This window comes from Streptomyces cacaoi (assembly GCF_006539165.1).
Lineage (GTDB): Bacteria > Actinomycetota > Actinomycetes > Streptomycetales > Streptomycetaceae > Streptomyces > Streptomyces cacaoi.
The window spans coordinates 71,734-89,923 of sequence record NZ_BJMM01000009.1; the positions used below are offsets into that span (position 1 = coordinate 71,734).

Sequence of the window (18,190 nt, forward strand, 5' to 3'; positions counted from 1 at the left end):
TGCTCACTTGCTGTCCACCCGTCCCAGCGGCTCCGGGTCCTCGTCCAGCGCGGTCACCGCGGCCTTCCACGCCGTCTCCTCGCCGAGCAGCGCGCCGCGCAGATAGGCGGTGGTGAGCCGCTGGAGCAGGGCGACCCGTGCCGGGCTCTCGTCCGTCGTCTCGGCGACCTCGTGGCCCGGGACGCCGCCGAGAGAGTGCTCGGCACCGAACAGCGTGAGCAGGCTCTTGCTGCCGGGGCTGTGGGTGTAGGGGTCGGTGAACCAGTCGGGGCCGCGGGTGGAGAGGGCGGAGTCGTCCCGGTCTCCGGCGACGACGAGCGCGGGGGCGGTCATGGCGGCGAACGACGGCCGCATGAAGGGGAGGTGCTCGGCCGCGAAGGGGGTGAGGGTGTCGCCCAGGCCGGGCGCGGCGAGCAGGACGCCCGCGGTGACCCGGGGGTCGGTCAGGTCCTCGCCGGGCACCCCGTCGGCGTCGAGGACGCGTGCGCCGAGCAGTGTGCTCGCCGTCTGGGCGCCCCAGGAGTGCCCGGCGACGGCGGCTCGGCCCGGGTCGGTGCGCCCGGCGAGCCCGGGCACGGCGGCTTCGAGCACGTCGAGGGCGTCGAGCACCCGGGCGAGGTCGTCGACGCGGATGCGCCATATCCGGGGCGTGCGGGGGTCGTCGGCGGGGAGGCCGAGCGTCCGGGAGTCGAGGTGGGTGGGCTGGACGACGACGAAGCCGTGCGCGGCCCAGTGGTCGGCCAGCGGGGCGTAGCCGTCCAGGGACCAGCCGAAGCCGTGCGAGAAGACGAGCACGGGCAGGCCCTCGCCGGTCGCGGGCGCCGACACCCGCACCTGGAGGTCCTCGCCCCGGCCCGGCGCGGGCAGGACGACCGGCTTCGCGGAGACCACGGTGGCGGGTGCGCCCGCGGCAGGGGAGGCGTCCGGCGCGGTGTGCGGGGTGTGCGGGGTGCCGGGGGTGTTCGGGCCGGGCATGGTGGTGCCTTCCGTTCGTGGCGGTGTCTCGTGGGGCGCGCTGCGTCCTCCGCTGTCCGTCGGCCGTGTCCTTCCGCAGGTACCTGGTGCCGTTCCCGACTGCCGTGTCCCCCCCCCGGGGTGTCTCCACTTCGGGAGGGGCGGCGGCGTGCGGGGGTCGGCGTGGGCCGGTGCGGCGGCGCGGTCGGCCCGGCCCCGGGGGCGTCCGGGCACACGTGGCCCGGGGCGCCGCCGGAGACGAGCAAAGCGGAACAGCGCTCCGGTAGGTTGTGTGAGAACTGTACGGAGCGTTGTTCCGCTTTGCAATGCCGGGCCGGCCGGGGCGCGGCGGAGGGGCGTCCCGGTGCGCCGTCCGGCTCCCGCGCTCAGTCCCCGTGGAGCGCCGTCCGCACCTCCTCGGACAGCTCGGGCGCGGGGGCCGGCACGGAGTCGAGGACGATCTCGTGCAGCACGCCCGTCCACGGGTGCGGCGGGCGGTAGGTGTCGTCCACGGGCAGCCCGCGGTCGTGGCCGACGCACAGCCCGGTGCCGCCGTGCTGGAAGACGAGGGGGAAGTCGCCGCCGAGCGGGACGGCCGCGACCGTGCGGCCGTCCTGGAGCAGGGCGAACTCCCGGGCCCGTGCGTCGAAGCGGAAGCCGATCCGGTGGCGGCCCGGCGGCAGCGGGTCGGGCGCCGTCACCCGGTCCAGGTCGCCGGCGCGGGAGCAGGCCAGGGTCAGCCGTCCGGCCAGGGCGTGCAGGACGAAGCCTCCGGTGCGGTCCCCGAGTGCGCACAGCACGCCCGCCGCCCCGTCCTGTGGGATCTCGGCGTCGGCGAGCAGGGTGAACCCGCCGGCCAGCGGCGGCAGCGCCTCGTCGTGCACCGGGCCGCCGCCCGGCCGGTAGACGGCGCGGCGGGGCTGCGGATGGCGCGGCGGTATGAGGGCGGTGAGCCGGTCCTGGAGGGTGTCGTCCAGGGGCAGGACGTTGTTGCGCTCCGCCTCGGCCTGCCACAGCTCCGTCAACTCGGCCACGACCTCGGGGTGTTCGCCGGAGAGGTCGCGTGCCTCGGCGAAGTCGTCGGAGAGGCGGAAGAGGGACCAGTGGTCGGTGGCGAAGTCGCGGCTGCCGAGCAGCAGCCGCTCCTCGTCCTGGACACCGCGCGAGACATGGTCGGTGGTGGCCTTCCAGTCCCCGTGGATGATCGAGCGCGAGCCCAGCATCTCGAAGTACTGCGTCGTGCGCGGGGCGGGCGCCCGCGGATCGTCGAACGTGGGCAGGAGGCTGCGGCCGTCGACCGGCTGCTGGGGTACGCCGTCCACGGTGTCGGGGGGTTCGACGCCGCACGCCTGGAGGATCGTCGGCATGAGGTCGACGGCGTGGGTGAGCTGGCCGCGGATGCCGCCGCGGTCGGTGATGGCGCGCGGCCAGTGCGCGATGAGCGGTGCGCGGGTGCCGCCGAGCCAGGTGTAGCGCTTCCACAGCCGCAGGGGCGTGTTGCCGGCCCAGGCCCAGCCCCAGGCGTAGTGCGGATAGGTGTCCGGGCCGCCCCAGTTGTCCAGCCGGGCGAGGTTGCGTGCGGTGGAGTCGCCCATGCGGGAGGAGAAGCGGTGCTCGTTGTCGGTGCCGAGCTGCCCGCCCTCGGCGCTGGCGCCGTTGTCGGAGAGGAACAGGATCAGGGTGTCGTCCAGCCGGCCGAGGCGTTCCAGGAAGGCGAGGAGCCGGCCGATCTGTGCGTCGGTGTGGGTGAGGAAGCCGGCGTAGACCTCCTGCATCCGCGCGAAGACGCGGCGTTCGTCGGCGCCGAGCGTCTCCCAGTCGGGGATCCACGGCGGGCGGGGCGGCAGTTCGGTGCCCGCCGGGACGGTGCCCTGGGCGAGCTGCCGGGCGAAGACCTCCTCGCGCCAGCGTTCCCAGCCGCCGTCGAACCGGCCGTGGTAGGGGCGCACCCACTCGGGCGCGACGTGGTGCGGGGAGTGCATGGCGCCGAACGGCAGATAGAGGAAGTACGGCTTGTCGGGTGTGGCCTGCTTCTGGTCGAGGATCATCCGCTGGGCCGTCGCCACCAGGTCCTCGCTGAGGTGGTAGCCGTCCTCCGGCCCGGCCGGAGGTTCGGTGTAGTGGTTGTCGCGGACGAGTTGGGGCGCCCAGTGGTTGGCGTCGCCCTGGAGGAAGCCGTAGAAGCGCTCGAAGCCGTAGCCGAGCGGCCAGCGGTCGAACGGGCCGGAGGCCGAACGCTCCCACCGGGGCGTGAGATGCCACTTGCCGACGGCCAGTGTCGAGTACCCGGCGTCCCGCAGGAGGCGGGGGAGCGGCGTGGCCGAGGGCGGTATCCGGGCGGTGTATCCCGGGCGGTTGATCGGCAGGTCCACCAGGAAGCCCATGCCGACGGCGTGGTGGTTGCGTCCGGTCAGCAGGCAGGCCCGGGTGGGCGAGCACATGGCGGTGACGTGGAAGCGGTTGTAGCGCAGCCCTCCGGCCGCCAGCCGGTCGATGTGCGGGGTGGCGATGTCCGAGCCGAACGCGCCGGTCTGTGCGAAGCCCAGATCGTCGAGGACGATGACGACGACGTCGGGGGCGTCCGGCGCGGGGCGCGGGTCCCGCAGATGCGCGGCGCCGGCGTCGTCCCCGCCGCCGGTGCGCGGGGCGGTCGGGCCGGGTGTGTGCGGCATGGGCTCTCCTCTCTGCGTGTGCGGCGGTCCGCCGTGTGCGGTGGGGCCGAAGCGGCGGTGCCAACCGCTGTGCACGGGCGCGGTGTTCACGCCTTGACACTCATTAAAGCAGCTGTTTTAGTCGCGGTGTCCGGGCGTATTCGCGCGCCTTCGCACACCGGGAGCCGGAGAAGATGTCCACCGAATTGCAGATCCTCTACGCGGGCGAACGGCTCTTCGCGAAGCAGGGGATCGACGCGACCTCGCTGCGTCAGATCAGCACCGCGGCCGGGCAGCGCAACACCGCTGCCGCGCAATATCATTTCGGGGACAAACGGAAGCTGATCGAGGCCGTCTTCCGTCATCGGCTCGGCGTCATCGACGCCCGGCGGCACGAAATGCTGGAATCCGCCCGGAAGGCGGGCCGTACCGCCGATCCGTGGGAGTTGACGGAAATCCTCGTACGGCCCCTCGCGGAACAGGCGTTGCGGCCCGGCAGCCACTATGTCCGCTTTCTCCAGCGCGTCTTCGAGTACACCGGGCTCGACGTGGCCGCGCTGCGGGAGATCGGCGGCGTCGACGAGGCGGTCGCCGTCGGCCGGTTGCTGGGCGACCGGCTGCCGCACCTGGCCGGCTCGCTGGTGCACCGACGGCACCGCTGGGCGGGGCAGTTGATCATCGCGGGCCTCGCCGATCTGGAGCGGCGGTCCGCCGAACCCGCGGACGGCGACGGCGCATCCGACACGACGGACCCCGAGGCCGACATCCTCGGTCTGATCGACGCGGTGACCGGGCTGCTGACCGCCCCCGTCTCCGAGCGATCCGCCGCCCGCCGCACCGCGCCGGACACCCCCGCGGCGGAGGCGGTCCGATGACGGGCGCTCCGACGGCGGGCCGGGCCCCCGGTGCCACGCCGGCCGCCCCCCGCACGGTCCGTCTCGCCTACACCGGCATCGGGCTGCTGATCGGGGCCGCGTGGCTGGTCGGCCGCGATGTGCCCCCGGTGGAGCACGCGTTGCGGCTGCTCGTCGTCGTGGTGGTGGTGCCCGCGCTGATGCGGCTGCTGCGCCGGTTCCGGGCGGTCGCCGTCAGCCATCCGCCGATGCGTCTGCTGATCGTGGCCAAGGTGCTGCTGGTCGCCGCCGCCCTCGGCCTCGATGTGCTGCTGGCCCGCTGGACCGACTGGGCCGCCGCCCTCACCGCCCTCGCGCTGGCCCTCGCCGTGGCACTCGGCGGCCCGGTGCTGCACACGAGGTTCCCGCCACCGGACGGGACGGCCTCCTCCACCGGGTGAGCCGGTCCGCGCGGTGCGGCCCCTCCCGTCCGTGAGCCGCACCCGTCGGGCATCGTGGAGGCGCCGGCCCGCCGGCCCGCCGGATCCCCGCGCTGCCGCGGGCGGCGGACGACGCACCGAGGAGGACGACCGTGACGCACGCCGAGCCCACCCCCGACGAGATGCGGCACCTGGAGCGAGCGGTGGAACTGGCCCGCGAGGCGCTCGACGCGGGAGACGAACCGTTCGGGTCGGTCCTCGTGGGTGCCGACGGCCGGGTGCTGGCCGAGGACCGCAACCGGGTGCGCACCGAGCAGGACCGCACCCGGCACCCGGAGTTCGCGCTGGCCCGGTGGGCGGCCGGCCGGCTCGGCCCGGAGGAGCGGGCCGCCGCCACCGTCTTCACCTCCGGCGAGCACTGCCCGATGTGCGCCGCCGCACACGGCTGGGCCGGGCTCGGCCGCATCGTCTACGCCCACTCCACCGAGCAGTTGACCCGGTGGCTCGACGCGCTGGGCGTCCCGCCGTCGCCCGTGCGCCCGCTGCCCGTCCAGGAGGTCGTGCCCGGACTGCCGGTCGAGGGCCCGGTACCCGCGCTCGCCGACCGCCTGCACGCGCTGCACCGCGCCCACCACCGGGGGGGGGATGGCGCCGACCGGGCGTGACGGCGACGCCTGCCGCTCCCCGGGCACGCCCCCGGGGGAGCGTGGTGGCCCGGGGCCCGTCAGCCGCCGGCGGGGGGACGGGCCATGAAGCCGCGTGCGGACAGCGGAGGAAGGCCCAGGCGGTCGCGGGTGTCCTCGTCGAAGTCGTCGAGGAAGTCGTGCAGCACATCGGCGAGCCGGGGCAGGGACGGGACGGCGAACAGGACCGGCTGGTATCCGGCCACCTGGTAGGGCAGCCGCACCAGGTCGGGGATGTCCCACGGCCGGATGTCCGCGTCCCGGAAGCGGTGCAGCTCACCGTAGGAGGACAGCAGGGCCGCGCCGTACGCCTTCGGCCGGCCCTCCTCCCACGCCACCCCGTACTCCAGCGTGTACCAGTAGACGCGGCTGATCAGGTCCAGCGCATCGGCGGACGCCACCCGCGCGGCGGCCCGTCCCACCGTCCGGTACAGCTCGGCGAACCACGGGTCGGCGAGATGGGTGCCGTGGCCGAACACGTCGTGCAGGACGTCGGGTTCGGGTGCGTAGAGCGGCACGGCGGGGTGGCGCACGTACTGCACGGCGTGGAACAGGCCGTCGGCCATGCGCCCGAGGAAGCGCTTGTTGGGCACGATGCCGCCGGCCAGGGTGAACCGGAAGCCCGACAGCGGCTGGAGGCGGTCGGAGACCTCCTCGTGCTGGGGCACATGGTCGGACGGCACCGGCGCCCGCTCGGCGGCCCGCAGTACGGCTTCGCACACCCGGCCGGGCTGCGTCTCGCGCAGGGCCGTGTGCACCGTGCGCCAGGTGCGGTGCTCCTCCTCGGTGTAGTCGACCCGGGGCGAGGGGGTGCCGGGCTCGTGCCCACGGGCCGGTGCGACCAGGGCGTTCCTGCGGCGCAGATATGCGGGGTCGGTGAATCCGGGGTGTTCGTCGGCCGTGCCGAGGCGGGTTCCCTCCGGGTCCAGCGGGGTCTGTCCCATCCAGTCGATCATGGGCCCAGTCTCCGGGCCCCCGGCGGCGGGCGCCGTTCCGGCGGAACCGGGACCACCTGCACGAGTGACCGGCGTCCTGCGCGCACGGCCGGACACCCCGGACGTGCCGCGTGGAGCGGTATTCGGCCATCCGTTCCCGGCGCGGCACACGTGCCGGACCGAGGCGTGCGCGGGCCGGAGGGAGAAGAACGAGCCACCGGGACGACCGGCCGTCAGCAGGCATCTTCTACAGTCCTGTAGGTTTTCGGCGTCCCCGTCCGCGACCGCTCGGGGAGGGCCCGTGCCGCGGCGGAAGCCCCGTGCGCCCCACCCTCCGCGACGGCACCGTCCCCGAGAAAGCCATGCCAGCAGAGCAGCTGCCACCCGCCGTGGGCCGCCTGGGTCCGCTGGCTGCCCGGTGCCGGCGGATCACCGGCGCGGGCTGGTTCGGCACGCTCGCCTTCGCGCTCATCCTGGGCAACGCGCTGCTGCTCGGCGTGGAGACCTATCCGGGCATCCAGGAGCGCTGGCACAGCCGGCTCAAGACCGCCGAACACCTCTTCGTCGCCGCCTTCACGGTGGAGATCCTGCTGCGCGCCGGCGCCTGCGCGGACCGGCCCCGGTCCTTCTTCCGCGACCCGTGGAACGTCTTCGATCTCGCGGTGGTGCTCAGCGCCTGTCTGCCCTTCGCGCAGGAGAACGCGACCGTGCTGCGCCTGCTGCGGCTCGCGCGCGTCCTGCGGGCCGCCCGGTTCCTGCCGCAGCTGCGCATCGTGGTGACCGCCGCCGTCAAGAGCCTGCCGGGGACGCTGAGTTTCCTGCTGCTGGGCGCGCTGGTGCTGTACCTGTACGCGATGACCGGCTGGGTGTTCTTCGCCGAGGAGGACCCGGAGCACTTCGGCTCCCTGGGTCGCGCGGGGCTGACGCTGTTCCTGCTGATGACGCTGGACGGCCTGGGCGACGCGGTCCGCACCGGCCTGGAGATCTCGCGCTGGAGCATCCTCTACTTCGCCTCGTATGTGCTGCTCAGCTCCTTCGTGCTGGTCAACCTGCTGATCGGGGTGGTGCTCAACTCCCTGGACGAGGCGCGCAGGGCGGAGGAGCGGGCCCACGCGGCGGGCGGCCGGCCACCGGAGGCGGGGGCGGAGGCCGGGACGGAGGCGGAGATCCGCGGCCGGATCGAGGCGGCCCGGCGGTCGCTGGACGAGCTGGAGCGCAGCCTCACCTCGGCCGGCCGGCCACCGTGAACGGGCGGCGGTGCACCCCCCGGCGGGGTGCGCGGAGCAGACCGGATCGGGGACGAGCGACGGAACGGAAGTGTGCGGTGAGGTTACGGGAACGGCTGCGGTACTGGTTCGACGGGACGATGGACCGCGGGACACCCGCGCTGATCGGCTGGCTCGGGCTGGCCTCCCTGGCGCTGATCGGCCTGGTGGCCACCCTCGTGGTGCTGCTGGACGGGGACGACACCGCGGCCAACGGCGGCTGGCTCGGCGTGGCCTGGATGAGCCTGCTGCGCACCCTCGACCCGGGCACCATGGGCGGGGACACCGGCCGCCCCGTCTTCCTCGTCCTGATGCTCGCCGTCACGCTCGGCGGGATCTTCATCGTCAGCGCCCTCATCGGTGTGCTGACGACCGGGCTCAACCACCGCATCGAGCGGCTGCGCAAGGGCCGTTCACGGCTGGTGGAGAGCGGGCACACGATCGTGCTGGGGTGGTCGGAGCAGATCTTCACCGTCGTCGAGGAACTGGTCGAGGCCAATCAGAGCGAGCGCAGGTCCTGTGTCGTCGTCCTCGCCGACCAGGACAAGGTCGCCATGGAGGACCAGCTCCGCGCCCGGGTGCCCGACACCGGCCGCACCCGCGTCATCTGCCGCTCCGGCGATCCGCTGCACCGGGCCGACCTGGAGCTGGTCAGCCCCGACACCAGCAAGTCGATCATGGTGCTGCCCCCCTCGGGACCGGACGCGGACACCCAGGTCATCAAGACCCTCCTGGTGCTCAACCACCGCTCCTGGCGCGGCGACCGGCCGCACGTGGTCGCGGCCGTCCAGGACTCGGGCAACCTCGCCGCCGCGCGCCTCGCCGCCGGCAGCCACGGGCTGGTGATCGACGCCGACGACATCGCGGTCCGGCTCATCGTCCAGTCGCACCGGCAGGCCGGTATCTCCACCGTCTGCAACGAACTGCTCAGCTTCTTCGGCAACGAGATCTACATCAGGCCCGAGCCGGAGCTGACCGGCAGCACCTACGGCGAACTGCTCGGCCGCTACGCGCTGGGCGTGCCCATCGGGATCCACACGGCCGACGGGCGCATCCTCGTCAACCCGGAGATGAGCACCGTGCTCGGCACCGGGGACCGTGTCATCGTCATCGCGGAGGACGATCTGCTCATCGAGCGGGCGCGCAGCGTGCCGCCGGTCGCCGAGCAGGCCATCGCCTCCGTGTCCGACCGGGCACGCGCGGCCGAGCGCACCCTGCTGATCGGCTGGAACTCCCGGGTCCCGCGCATCGTCGCGCTGCTGGACAGCTTCTCCGCGCCCGGCACGGAGCTGGACATCGCGGCACCGCCGGCGCCGGACGGCGAACCCCGCACGCTGGAGGGCGAGTTCCCCCACCTCGTCGTCGGCCACAAGCGGTGCGACCCGACGAACCGGCGGTCGCTGGAGGCGCTGGAGCCGGGGGAGTACCAGCACATCCTGGTGCTCTCGGACGAGGAGTCCGACCCCGAACAGGCCGACAACCGGACCCTGGTGACGCTGCTGCACCTGCGCGACATCGAGGAGAGGCTCGGCGACCCGTACTCGATCGTCACCGAGATGAACGACGACTCCAACCGCGAGGTCGCCCAGGTCACCAAGGCGGACGACTTCATCGTCAGCTCCAAGCTCATCAGTCTGATGCTGACCCAGCTGACCGAGAACCGGCATCTGTACGAGGTGCTGATCGACCTCTTCGACCCCGCGGGCTCGGAGGTCTACCTCAAGCCCGCCGCCCGCTATCTCCTGCCGGGCGCCGAGGCCGACTTCGCCACGGTGATCGAGGCCGCCCGCCGGCAGGGGGAGACCGCCATCGGCTACCGGCTGGGCCGCCACCGGGACGAGCCGCCCACCTACGGTGTCCGGCTCAATCCGCCGCGGACGGCGCCGCTGTGCCTGGGGGAGGAGGACCACGTCGTCGTCCTGGCCGAGGACGCCTGAACCACGGCCGCCGGCACGGGTATTGACACCCTCTTTGGTCTGGACCAGTTTGTGTGTGTCGCCCTCCACCCCCACACCGGGAGGCAGTTGTGGCACCACCCCCCTCCGGCCGCTTCCGGCCCCTGAGCCCCGCCCGCCCGCGGCGGCTACGCGGGCGCGGACCCCGACTGCGCGCCGCCGCAGCGGTGTTCGCGCTCGCGGCCTCCGCCGCGCTCACCGTCCCGGCCGCCGCGGCCCCCGCACCGCACCGGGCAGCGGACGCCCCGCGTGCGGTCGCGGGCGCATCGGGAAGTGCGGCCCTGCCGGAGCACGCCCTCGTCGGCTACCTCCACACGAGCTTCGCCAACGGCTCCGGCTACACCCGCCTCGCCGACGTCCCCGACGACTGGGACATCATCGACCTGGCCTTCGGCGAGCCCACCTCCGCGACCTCCGGCGACATCCGGTTCGGCCTGTGCCCGCAGTCCGAATGCCCGGACGTGGAGTCCGAGGAGGAGTTCAAGGCGGCCGTCGCGGAGAAACAGGCACAGGGCAAGAAGGTCCTGCTGTCCATCGGCGGCCAGAACGGCCAGGTGCGGCTCACCACCACCCAGGCCCGCGACACCTTCGTCTCCTCCGTCTCGTCGATCATCGACAAGTACGGACTGGACGGCCTCGACATCGACTTCGAGGGCCACTCCCTCTCCCTCGACGCCGACGACACCGACTTCCGGAACCCCACCACACCGGTGATCGTGAACCTGATCTCCGCCATCGAGTCCCTCAAGGCGAAGTACGGCGACGACTTCACCCTCACCATGGCCCCCGAGACCTTCTTCGTCCAGCTCGGCCACCAGCGCTACGGGCCGGGACCGAACGGCGGGGACGCCCGCGCGGGCGCCTATCTGCCCGTCATCCACGCGCTGCGCGACGATCTGACCCTGCTGCACGTGCAGGACTACAACTCCGGCCCGATCATGGGCCTCGACGGCCAGTACCACCAGATGGGCAGCGCCGACTTCCACATCGCCATGACGGACATGCTGCTGGCCGGCTTCCCCGTGGCCGGCGACGCCGACAATGTCTTCCCGGCGCTCCCGCCCGAGAAGGTGGCGATCGGCATGCCCGCGACCTCCCAGGCCGGCAACGGGTACGTACCGCCCGGCGAGGTGAACACGGCGCTCGACTGCCTCACCAAGGGCAGCGACTGCGGCTCCTACCAGCCGCACGGCACCTGGCCCGCGCTGCGCGGTCTGATGGCGTGGTCCGTCAACTGGGACCGCTTCAACGACTGGGAGTTCTCCAAGAACTTCACGGCGTACTTCGGCTGACGCCCGCTGCCCCGGCCGCCGCCCGGCCGCCGGGGCCCCGCGCCCGCCGTGGCAGACTGATCCCCCGATGAACCCGGTGCCCCTCGACTCCAAGGACCTCGCGCTCGTCCACCTCCTCCAGCAGGACGGACGGGCCAGCTACGAGGCGTTGGCGGCGGGCATCGGCCTCTCCCGGGCCGCCACCCGCACCCGTGTGCTGCGGCTGGTGGAGGAGGAGATCGTACGGATCACCGGCATCGTCCACCCGGCCGTCCTGGGCCGGACCGTGTGCGCCCACGTCGCGGTGGCCGTCGACGGTCCGGCGGCGCCCACGGCACACGCACTGGCCGCGCTGCCCGAAGCGGTCTTCGTCACGCTGGCCGCCGGCCGCCGGCCGGTGATGGCGGAGCTGCGCACCGAGAGCTTCGACGCGCTCGGCGCGCTGCTCGCCCGCCTCTCCCGGCTCCCCGGCGTCCGCGCCGTCGACACCACGCCGTACACCGCCGTCGTGAAGGACCCGTACCTGCCCACCGAACCCCCGGACGCCGTCGACCTGGACGAGACGGACCACGCGATCCTGCGTGCGCTCCAGTCGGACGGGCGGATGTCGTACGCGGTGCTCGCCGAGCGGGTCGGCATGTCGCCGGCCGCCGCACGCGCCCGGTCGCTGCGGCTGCTGGAAGCCGGCGTCTTCCGGGTCGCCGCGCTGACCCGCCCCGGCGTCGTCGGGCTCGGCCACCTCGCCGGCTTCGCGCTGCGCCGGGACGGCACCGGGCCCGGGGCGCGGGAGCTGGTGGCCGCCGACGCGGTGCAGTTCGCCGCCGAGTGCGTGGGCCGCGCCGACGTCATCGGCACGGTGGGCGGCGCCACCCTCGACGCGGTCCTCTCCGCGCTGGAGGAGCTGCGTGCCACCGAGGGCGTGCACTCCCTGGAGAGCTGGTTCCACCTCGAACTGGTCCAGGAACGCTACGACTCCGTCCCCCGCTGACGGCCCTCCCCCCTCCGCGGGACCGAACTCCCGCTGTCGCCCGGCACCTCCCGCTGCCGCCCGGCACCTCCCGCTGACGATCCGCTCGTGCGAGGGCCGTCCGTCCTGCCGAAAATTTGTCGACGGCTGCCCCTGGTAATTCATTCGCTCGATTCCTAGACTCGCCGCGAACGAAACGGTTGCGCATGCCACGCACGGCCATCGATGCGTCGGCGCGCTCGTCCTCTCCCCGCGCACCCCAGGAGCACCACCATGACTGCGGCCAGCACGCACGGCGCGCCCCCGAAGGAATCCGGCCGCGCCCGCACCCTCCTCGTCACCGGTGGCACGGTCCACACCCTCACCGCCGCCGGAGCCACCGAGGCGCTCGCCGTGCGCGGCGACCGCGTCGTGCACGCCGGGACGCGGGACGAGTGCCGTGCCGCGCTGGACGGACGCGTCGACGCACGGCTCGACCTCGCGGGCCGGCACATGCTGCCCGGCTTCGTGGACGCGCACTGCCACCCGGTGATGTACGGCCAGAACCTCGCCTGGGCGGATGTGCGCCCGGAGACCGTGCCGGACATCGACGCGCTGGTCGACGCCCTGCGCACGCACGCCGGGGCCCTGCGCCCCGAGGCGCCCGTACGCGGCTTCGGCTACGAGCACCGGCGGCTGGCCGAGGGCCGCCACCCCACCCGGCACGACCTGGACAGGGTGGCGACCGACCGCGAGGTGTACGTCATGAACGCCTCCGGGCACGGCGGCGTCGTCAACACCTACGCGCTCAACAAGTACGGCATCACGGCGGGCACGCCCGACCCGGCCGGCGGCCGCATCGGGCGCACGGAGTCCGGGGAGCCCAACGGCGAACTGTGGGACGGCGCCTGCGACCTGCTCACCGGCCCCGACGGCGTGAAGATCACCAACCACGGCCCCAACTTCCATCTGGACGACCCCGAGGACGTGATGCGCAGCCATCTGCTGCGCGCCCAGGAGAGGTTCCTGGCCGCCGGCGTCACCACGATCGGCGACGCGCAGGTCTCCCGCCGCGAGCTGGAGACCTATCTGCGGGCCCGGGACGCCGGCGCGCTGCGGATGCGTACCTCCGCCTACCTCACCTCGGCGCTGCTGGAGGACGCGCTCGCCCTCGGGCTGACCAGGACCCTCGGCGACGACACCCTGCGCATCCAGGGCGTCAAGCTGTACGCGGACGGCACGCTCGGCGGCTGGACCGCCTACTTCCCCGACGGCTACGCGGCCGACTGCTGCCACCACGGGCAGCTCTACCACTCCCCGGAGGAGTACGCCGAGTTGCTGATCCGGGCGCACCGGGCCGGGCTCCAGACCGCGACGCACGCCCAGTCCCCGTACGCGATCGGCATGGTCCTCGACACCGTCGAGAAGGCGCTCGCCGCCGCCCCGGCCGCCGGCCGGCGGCACCGGATCGAGCACTGCGGACTGCCCACCGACGCCGACATCGACCGCATGCGCGCACTCGGGGTGCACGCCGTGCTCCAGCCCCAGCACCATCTGCGCACCGGCGACGGCACCCTCACCGCGGTCGGCGACCTCGGCCACCGCTACAACCCGTGCGGTCTCCTCCGGCGCGCCGGGGTCGACTTCGCCCTCAGCTCCGACGCGCCCGTCGCCCCGCCCCGCCCCTTCGAGGCCGTGGCCGCCGCGGCACACCGGCGCACCGTCCTCGGCACCCGGCTCGGCACCCCGGAGATGCGGCTGGACGTGGCCGACGGGCTGCGGGCGCACACCGTCGGCGGGGCCCGCGCCCTGCACCGCGAACACGCCGTCGGCGCCCTGTTCGCCGGCGCGCTCGCCGACTTCGTCGTCGTGCCCGGGAACCCCTTCGCGGCCGAGGACCCCGACCGCCCGGCCGGTCCGATGGTCGACGAGACCTGGATCGGCGGCTCCCCGGCCTGGACCGCCTCGTCCTGAGCGCCCCCACCGCACCCGGCCGGCCCGCCGGCCCCGCCACCGCCCGCACGAGGATGCCCGGCGCGCCCGCGAAGGAGTACGACCGATGAGCACCACCGCCCCACCCCGTTCCGGCGAACCACCGGCGACCGGCACGCTCGAACAGCACGGCTACGACTTCATCCCCGAGTCCGAGCGCTACATGAGCCCCCGCCAACTCGGGCTCTTCTGGGCGGGGATCAACTCCTACCAGTTCTTCTTCGTCCTCGGGTCCGAGGCGATCGGGGTCGGGCTCTCCCTCGTCCAGGCCGTCGTGGCCGTGGTGCTCGGCAACGTGCTGTTCGCGCTCGTCGCCTACAGCTCGATCGCCGGGCCGCGCGCCGGGCTGCCCGCGCTGACGCTCAGCCGCGCCCCGTTCGGCGTGCTGGGCAACCGGGTCAACGCGCTGTTCACCTGGGCCATGTCGCTCGGCTTCAAGACGGTCAACGGGCTCCTCGGCGTCTTCGCCGTACTCGCCCTCTTCCAGCAGCTGGGCTGGCGGGAGCCGGGTGCGGCCGGGAAGATCCTCGCCACGCTGCTCGTGCTCGGCACCGCCATCGTCATCGCCGTCACCGGCCACCGGCTCCTGATCAGGGTGCAGCCGTACTTCGCCGTGGCGGTCGCCGCCGTCTTCGCGGTGCTGCTCGTGTGCACCCTCCCGGACGTCGACTGGTCCCGGCAGCCCGCCGGCGGGGCGCACGGCGGCCCGGCGGCCGTGCTGTCCGCCGCCGCGCTCGTCGCCTCCGGCTCGCTGTCCTACCTCGTCGTCTCGCCCGACTACGCCCGCTATCTGCCCTCCGGCACACCCGTGCGCAAGGTGTTCTGGCGGGTGCTGGGCGGCGGAGCGGGCATGGCGGTGTACCTCGGCGTCACCGGTGTCGTCGTGGCCACCCGCACCGATCTGTCGGACCCCGTCGCCGGGGTCCGACCCCTGGTGCCCGGCTGGCTGTTCGCGCTCTACATCGCCGCCTGCTTCCTCGGCTCCATCTCCAACAACGCCTCCGTCTTCTACTCCTCCGGACTCGCCGTGCAGGCCGTCGGAGTGCCCCTCCGCCGCTGGCTGGCCACCGCGCTCGACGCGCTGCTCGCCCTCGCCGCCGTCCTGCTGATCCTGTTCGTCTACGACTTCGAGACCGCGCTCAACGAGTTCCTCTCGCTGGTCAACGTCTGGGCCGGGCCGTTCGCCGCCGTCTGGATCACCGACGGGGTGCTGCGGCGGTGGCGGTACGACGCGCACGCCGTCCACACCGTCGGCCGTGACAGCCGCTACTGGGGCGTCGGCGGGGTCAACCTCCGGGGGATCGCCGCGCTCGCCTGCGGTATGGCCACGGGGCTGCTCACCATCGACTCGCCGCTGCTGCACAGCTGGTTGAGCACCCGGCTCGGCGGGGCGGACCTGTCCTGGATCCTGCCGATCGTGGTCTCCGGCGGGGTCTACGCCGCGCTGGCCGGGCGACGCGTACGGGGCGCTGCCGGCCGCACGACCGGTTGAGGGTCCGTCCACCGGCTCGACGACCCGGCGCCATGCTCCGGACGGCCTCCGTCTGAACGGCTACTGATACGCTTATGCCCCTCAGTGGCAATTCGTGGTCAGGGGTGTGCTGTGCAAGCCGTCATCGTGTCGTCGTTCGGAGGCTCCGACGTGCTCCAGGTCGTGGAGCGCGCCGAACCCGCGCCCGGACCGGGCCAGGTCCTGATCCAGGTGGAAGCCGCGGGGGTCGGCTACGTCGACGTCACGGCGCGCAACGGCGACTACCAGCCGCTCCCCGAGCCCGGCTTCGTCCCCGGCGTCGAGGCGGCAGGCACCGTCGTCGCCGTCGGTGCGGCGGTGGACGAACGCTGGGTCGGCCGGCGGGTCTTCGCGCTGGGCAGGAACGGGGCCTACGCCGAAGCGGTCGTCGCCGACCTGTGCGACGTCGTGCGCCTGCCGGACGGCGTCGGCGCGGTGGACGCGGTCGCGCTCGGGGTGAACGCGCTGGTCGCGCACTTGGCCCTGCGCAGGGCGCACGTCGAGGAAGGCGAGCGGGTGCTGGTCAGGGGCGCCGGCGGAGGCATCGGGCTGATGGCGGCCCAACTGGCCGCCGCGTCCGGGGGCGTGGTGACCGCGATCACGTCCTCGCCCGAGCGGGGAGAGCGCCTCCGGGGCCTCGGCGTCACCCATGTCCGGGACCGCACGGCGGGCCGGGACGGCGGTGCGGAAACCTACGACGTCGTCGTCGACCCGGTCGCGGGGGCGGAACTCGGCCGCCATATCGAGGCGTTGCGGCCCAACGGCCGGTATCTGCTGGTCGGAGCGGCAGGAGGGGCACCGGCCCCCGACGCCTTCGCCGGCATCATGACCACCTACCACAACTCGCCCAGCCTCTTCGCCTTCAGCCTCAACTCCGTCGACGCCGCCACGGTCGGCCAGGCGGCGGCCGAACTCTTCGGGCGAGCGGACCGGGGCGCGTTGCGGGCGGTCGTCGAGGAACGGATCCCGCTCGCCGAAGCGCGCCGCGCGCACGAGCGCCTCGAATCGACGCCGGTGTTCGGAAAGATCGTGCTGCGCCCCTGACACGGCCGGCCCGCCGCACGCACCTCGCCCCGGCTCCCGCTGGTCGGGGCCGGGGCGAGGCGGGCGAGGGCCCGGGTCAGCGCTGGGCGTGGGCGCGCTCGAAGGTGGTGAAGGAGGACTCCAGGCGCCACTGGGCCGCGGCCTTCGGGCTGTCGGCCAGAAGCCGGCCGCAGGCGCCGCCGGGCCTGCCGGCGCCGGGGCGTTCGGTCGCGCAGGCCGTGGTGGGCCGGTAGCCGTCGCGGGTCGGGTTCCCGCGCCACAGGCTGCGGCCGGGCAGGAAGGCGTACTCCAGCGAGGCGCGCGCCAGGTCCTTCAGCTCGGGGTAGCGCAGCCGGTAGGTGGTGGACGCGTACTGGTACTCGTGGCTGATGTCGGTGCGGGAGATGCCCGGGTCGTCGGTGGCGAGTACGACGGGGACGCCGTGGGCGCGGTAGGTGTTGAACGGGTGGTCGTCACCCTTCACGCCGAGGATCTGCGCGTTGCTGGTCAGCGGCACCTCGACGGCCGTCTCCCGGCGTGCCATGGTGCGGGCCAGCTGCCGCCAGTTCTTCTCGTGGACGAGGTCGACGCCGTGCCCGATGCGCTCGGCCTTCGCCACGTTCACCGCCTCGTCGATGTGGAAGGACAGGTCCTCCGGCTTGACCAGCCCGGGCCACAACTCCCCGGCGTGCAGGGTGATGTGGGCCTTCGGGTACTGCTTGCCCAGGTAGTTCAGCATCCGCATCTGGAGCCGGTAGTTGCGCAGCGCGCTCTCCCCGTCCTCGGGCTGGACGAGGTTGACGGCGACGAACCGGGAGTCGCGTTCGGCCAGCCGCAGGCCGAGCGCGATCTGGGTGAAGACGCGCTCCGGCGAACTGCCGCGGGATACCTGGGAGATCCACCGGACGGGCATCCGGCAGGCACGGCCGGGGTGTCCGGAGTCGCAGTGTGCCGCGGTGCGGAACTCGGCGTCGGTGCGGTCGGCCTCCTTCCGGGCCTGCGCCACCAGCCGGTCCAGCTTGCCCCCGGCGAGGAGCTTGCGGTGCATCCGTGCCGGGTCCGGGTCCCAGCCGACCTCTTCGGCGAGCTTCTTCGCGCCGTCGGAGGCGGGGGTCGCCATCGTCTCCAGGTAGGACTGGTTCTGCTCGGCGGCGTGTTCGGCGACCTGCGCGAGGAGCTTGCCGGGGTGGCGCCAGGTCACCTCGCCGAACTTGCCGAAGGCGGCGAAGAAGTGGTCGTGCCCGGACTCGCCCTGCGGGAAGTCCTCCATGGACCAGGCCCGCACCAGCTCCTTGTGGAACGCCTTGTCGGTGCGCGCGTCCGCGGCCGGGCGTGCGCCGTTCCTGCACGGTGGCTGCACCGCCGTCATCGTCTTCTTCTCGATGCACAGCCCGTCCTGCGCGGCGAGTTCGATGAGGTATTCGGTGGAGACGGCACCGGAGAGGTGGTTGTGCAGGTCGCCGCCCTTGGGCAGCTTCCGGAAGAAGTCCCGCAGCCGGCCGGGGTCCTTGCGGGCGGACTCCAGATAGGCGGCGGTGCGCGCCTCGGCGGAGCCGGCGGGCGGCCGGGCGGCGGGCCCGGCCCTGTCCGGGCGGGGCCCGTCGGGCTGGGCGGAGGCCGGCAGGGCGGACAGCGCGGTCAGCAGACAGAGTGCGGCGGCGCCGGCCGGGTACAGCATCCGGCGGCGGCCGATTCGGGATCGATGAGTCACCCCAGCATGATCAACGGATCG

General features: G+C 73.6%; 14 protein-coding genes. 10 read left to right on the forward strand and 4 right to left on the reverse strand.

All coding sequences use genetic code 11. The features are described 5' to 3' along the window. Positions 1-3: 3 nt before the first annotated feature. Both SCA03_RS11435 and SCA03_RS11440 read right to left on the reverse strand, forming a co-directional pair. Complete coding sequence (locus tag SCA03_RS11435) at positions 4-975, reverse strand: alpha/beta hydrolase family protein (protein ID WP_107428925.1); 972 nt, start codon at positions 973-975, stop codon at positions 4-6. A 365-nt stretch (positions 976-1,340) separates the two neighbouring features. Beyond that, a complete protein-coding gene (locus SCA03_RS11440; protein ID WP_086814075.1) occupies positions 1,341-3,626 on the reverse strand; it encodes an arylsulfatase in 2,286 nt (761 codons plus the stop codon). 173 nt (positions 3,627-3,799) lie between these two features. On the opposite strand from SCA03_RS11440, the gene SCA03_RS11445 reads away from it, so the two are divergent. The 3 genes from SCA03_RS11445 (at position 3,800) to SCA03_RS11455 (ending at position 5,543) form a co-directional block, all read left to right on the forward strand. Beyond that, the gene (locus SCA03_RS11445) at positions 3,800-4,480 is read left to right on the forward strand and encodes a TetR/AcrR family transcriptional regulator (RefSeq protein WP_086814073.1); all 681 of its coding nucleotides are present in this window, start codon (positions 3,800-3,802) and stop codon (positions 4,478-4,480) included. Next, positions 4,477-4,899, forward strand: coding sequence for a hypothetical protein (locus tag SCA03_RS11450; protein WP_030881208.1), 423 nt, complete (start codon positions 4,477-4,479; stop codon positions 4,897-4,899). The genes SCA03_RS11445 and SCA03_RS11450 overlap by 4 nt, the downstream gene beginning before the upstream one ends. A 161-nt stretch (positions 4,900-5,060) precedes the next feature. After that, entirely contained in the window at positions 5,061-5,543 is a 483-nt protein-coding gene (locus tag SCA03_RS11455; protein WP_086814087.1) for a nucleoside deaminase, read from the forward strand. Positions 5,544-5,602: 59 nt separating this feature from the next. Here the strand turns inward: SCA03_RS11455 and SCA03_RS11460 are convergent, their stop codons facing one another. Continuing rightward, complete coding sequence (locus SCA03_RS11460) at positions 5,603-6,517, reverse strand: phenylalanine 4-monooxygenase (RefSeq protein WP_030881228.1); 915 nt, start codon at positions 6,515-6,517, stop codon at positions 5,603-5,605. 341 nt (positions 6,518-6,858) lie between these two features. Between SCA03_RS11460 and SCA03_RS11465 the strand changes: the two genes are divergently transcribed. The 7 genes from SCA03_RS11465 (at position 6,859) to SCA03_RS11495 (ending at position 16,479) form a co-directional block, all read left to right on the forward strand. Then, positions 6,859-7,743 carry an ion transporter gene (locus tag SCA03_RS11465; RefSeq protein WP_051846168.1) on the forward strand — a complete coding sequence of 295 codons (885 nt, stop codon included), beginning with the start codon at positions 6,859-6,861 and terminating at the stop codon, positions 7,741-7,743. Between the two features lie 77 nt (positions 7,744-7,820). Beyond that, positions 7,821-9,698, forward strand: coding sequence for a CASTOR/POLLUX-related putative ion channel (locus SCA03_RS11470; RefSeq protein WP_211293489.1), 1,878 nt, complete (start codon positions 7,821-7,823; stop codon positions 9,696-9,698). A 122-nt stretch (positions 9,699-9,820) separates the two neighbouring features. Continuing rightward, positions 9,821-11,008: a chitinase gene (locus tag SCA03_RS11475; protein ID WP_371863920.1), complete on the forward strand. Its 1,188-nt coding sequence runs from the start codon at positions 9,821-9,823 to the stop codon at positions 11,006-11,008. A 67-nt stretch (positions 11,009-11,075) separates the two neighbouring features. Continuing rightward, entirely contained in the window at positions 11,076-11,975 is a 900-nt protein-coding gene (locus SCA03_RS36960) for an Lrp/AsnC family transcriptional regulator (RefSeq protein WP_086814069.1), read from the forward strand. A gap of 252 nt (positions 11,976-12,227) precedes the next feature. Further along, positions 12,228-13,907 carry an amidohydrolase gene (locus SCA03_RS11485; RefSeq protein WP_141275351.1) on the forward strand — a complete coding sequence of 560 codons (1,680 nt, stop codon included), beginning with the start codon at positions 12,228-12,230 and terminating at the stop codon, positions 13,905-13,907. A gap of 85 nt (positions 13,908-13,992) precedes the next feature. After that, entirely contained in the window at positions 13,993-15,417 is a 1,425-nt protein-coding gene (locus tag SCA03_RS11490) for a purine-cytosine permease family protein (RefSeq protein ID WP_141275352.1), read from the forward strand. Positions 15,418-15,543: 126 nt separating this feature from the next. Next, a complete protein-coding gene (locus SCA03_RS11495) occupies positions 15,544-16,479 on the forward strand; it encodes a quinone oxidoreductase family protein (protein WP_212767144.1) in 936 nt (311 codons plus the stop codon). A 76-nt stretch (positions 16,480-16,555) separates the two neighbouring features. Here SCA03_RS11495 and SCA03_RS11500 read toward each other — a convergent pair whose 3' ends face one another. Beyond that, on the reverse strand, positions 16,556-18,136 hold the full coding sequence (locus SCA03_RS11500; RefSeq protein WP_030881243.1) for an adenosine deaminase family protein: 1,581 nt from the start codon (positions 18,134-18,136) through the stop codon (positions 16,556-16,558). Positions 18,137-18,190 lie beyond the last annotated feature (54 nt).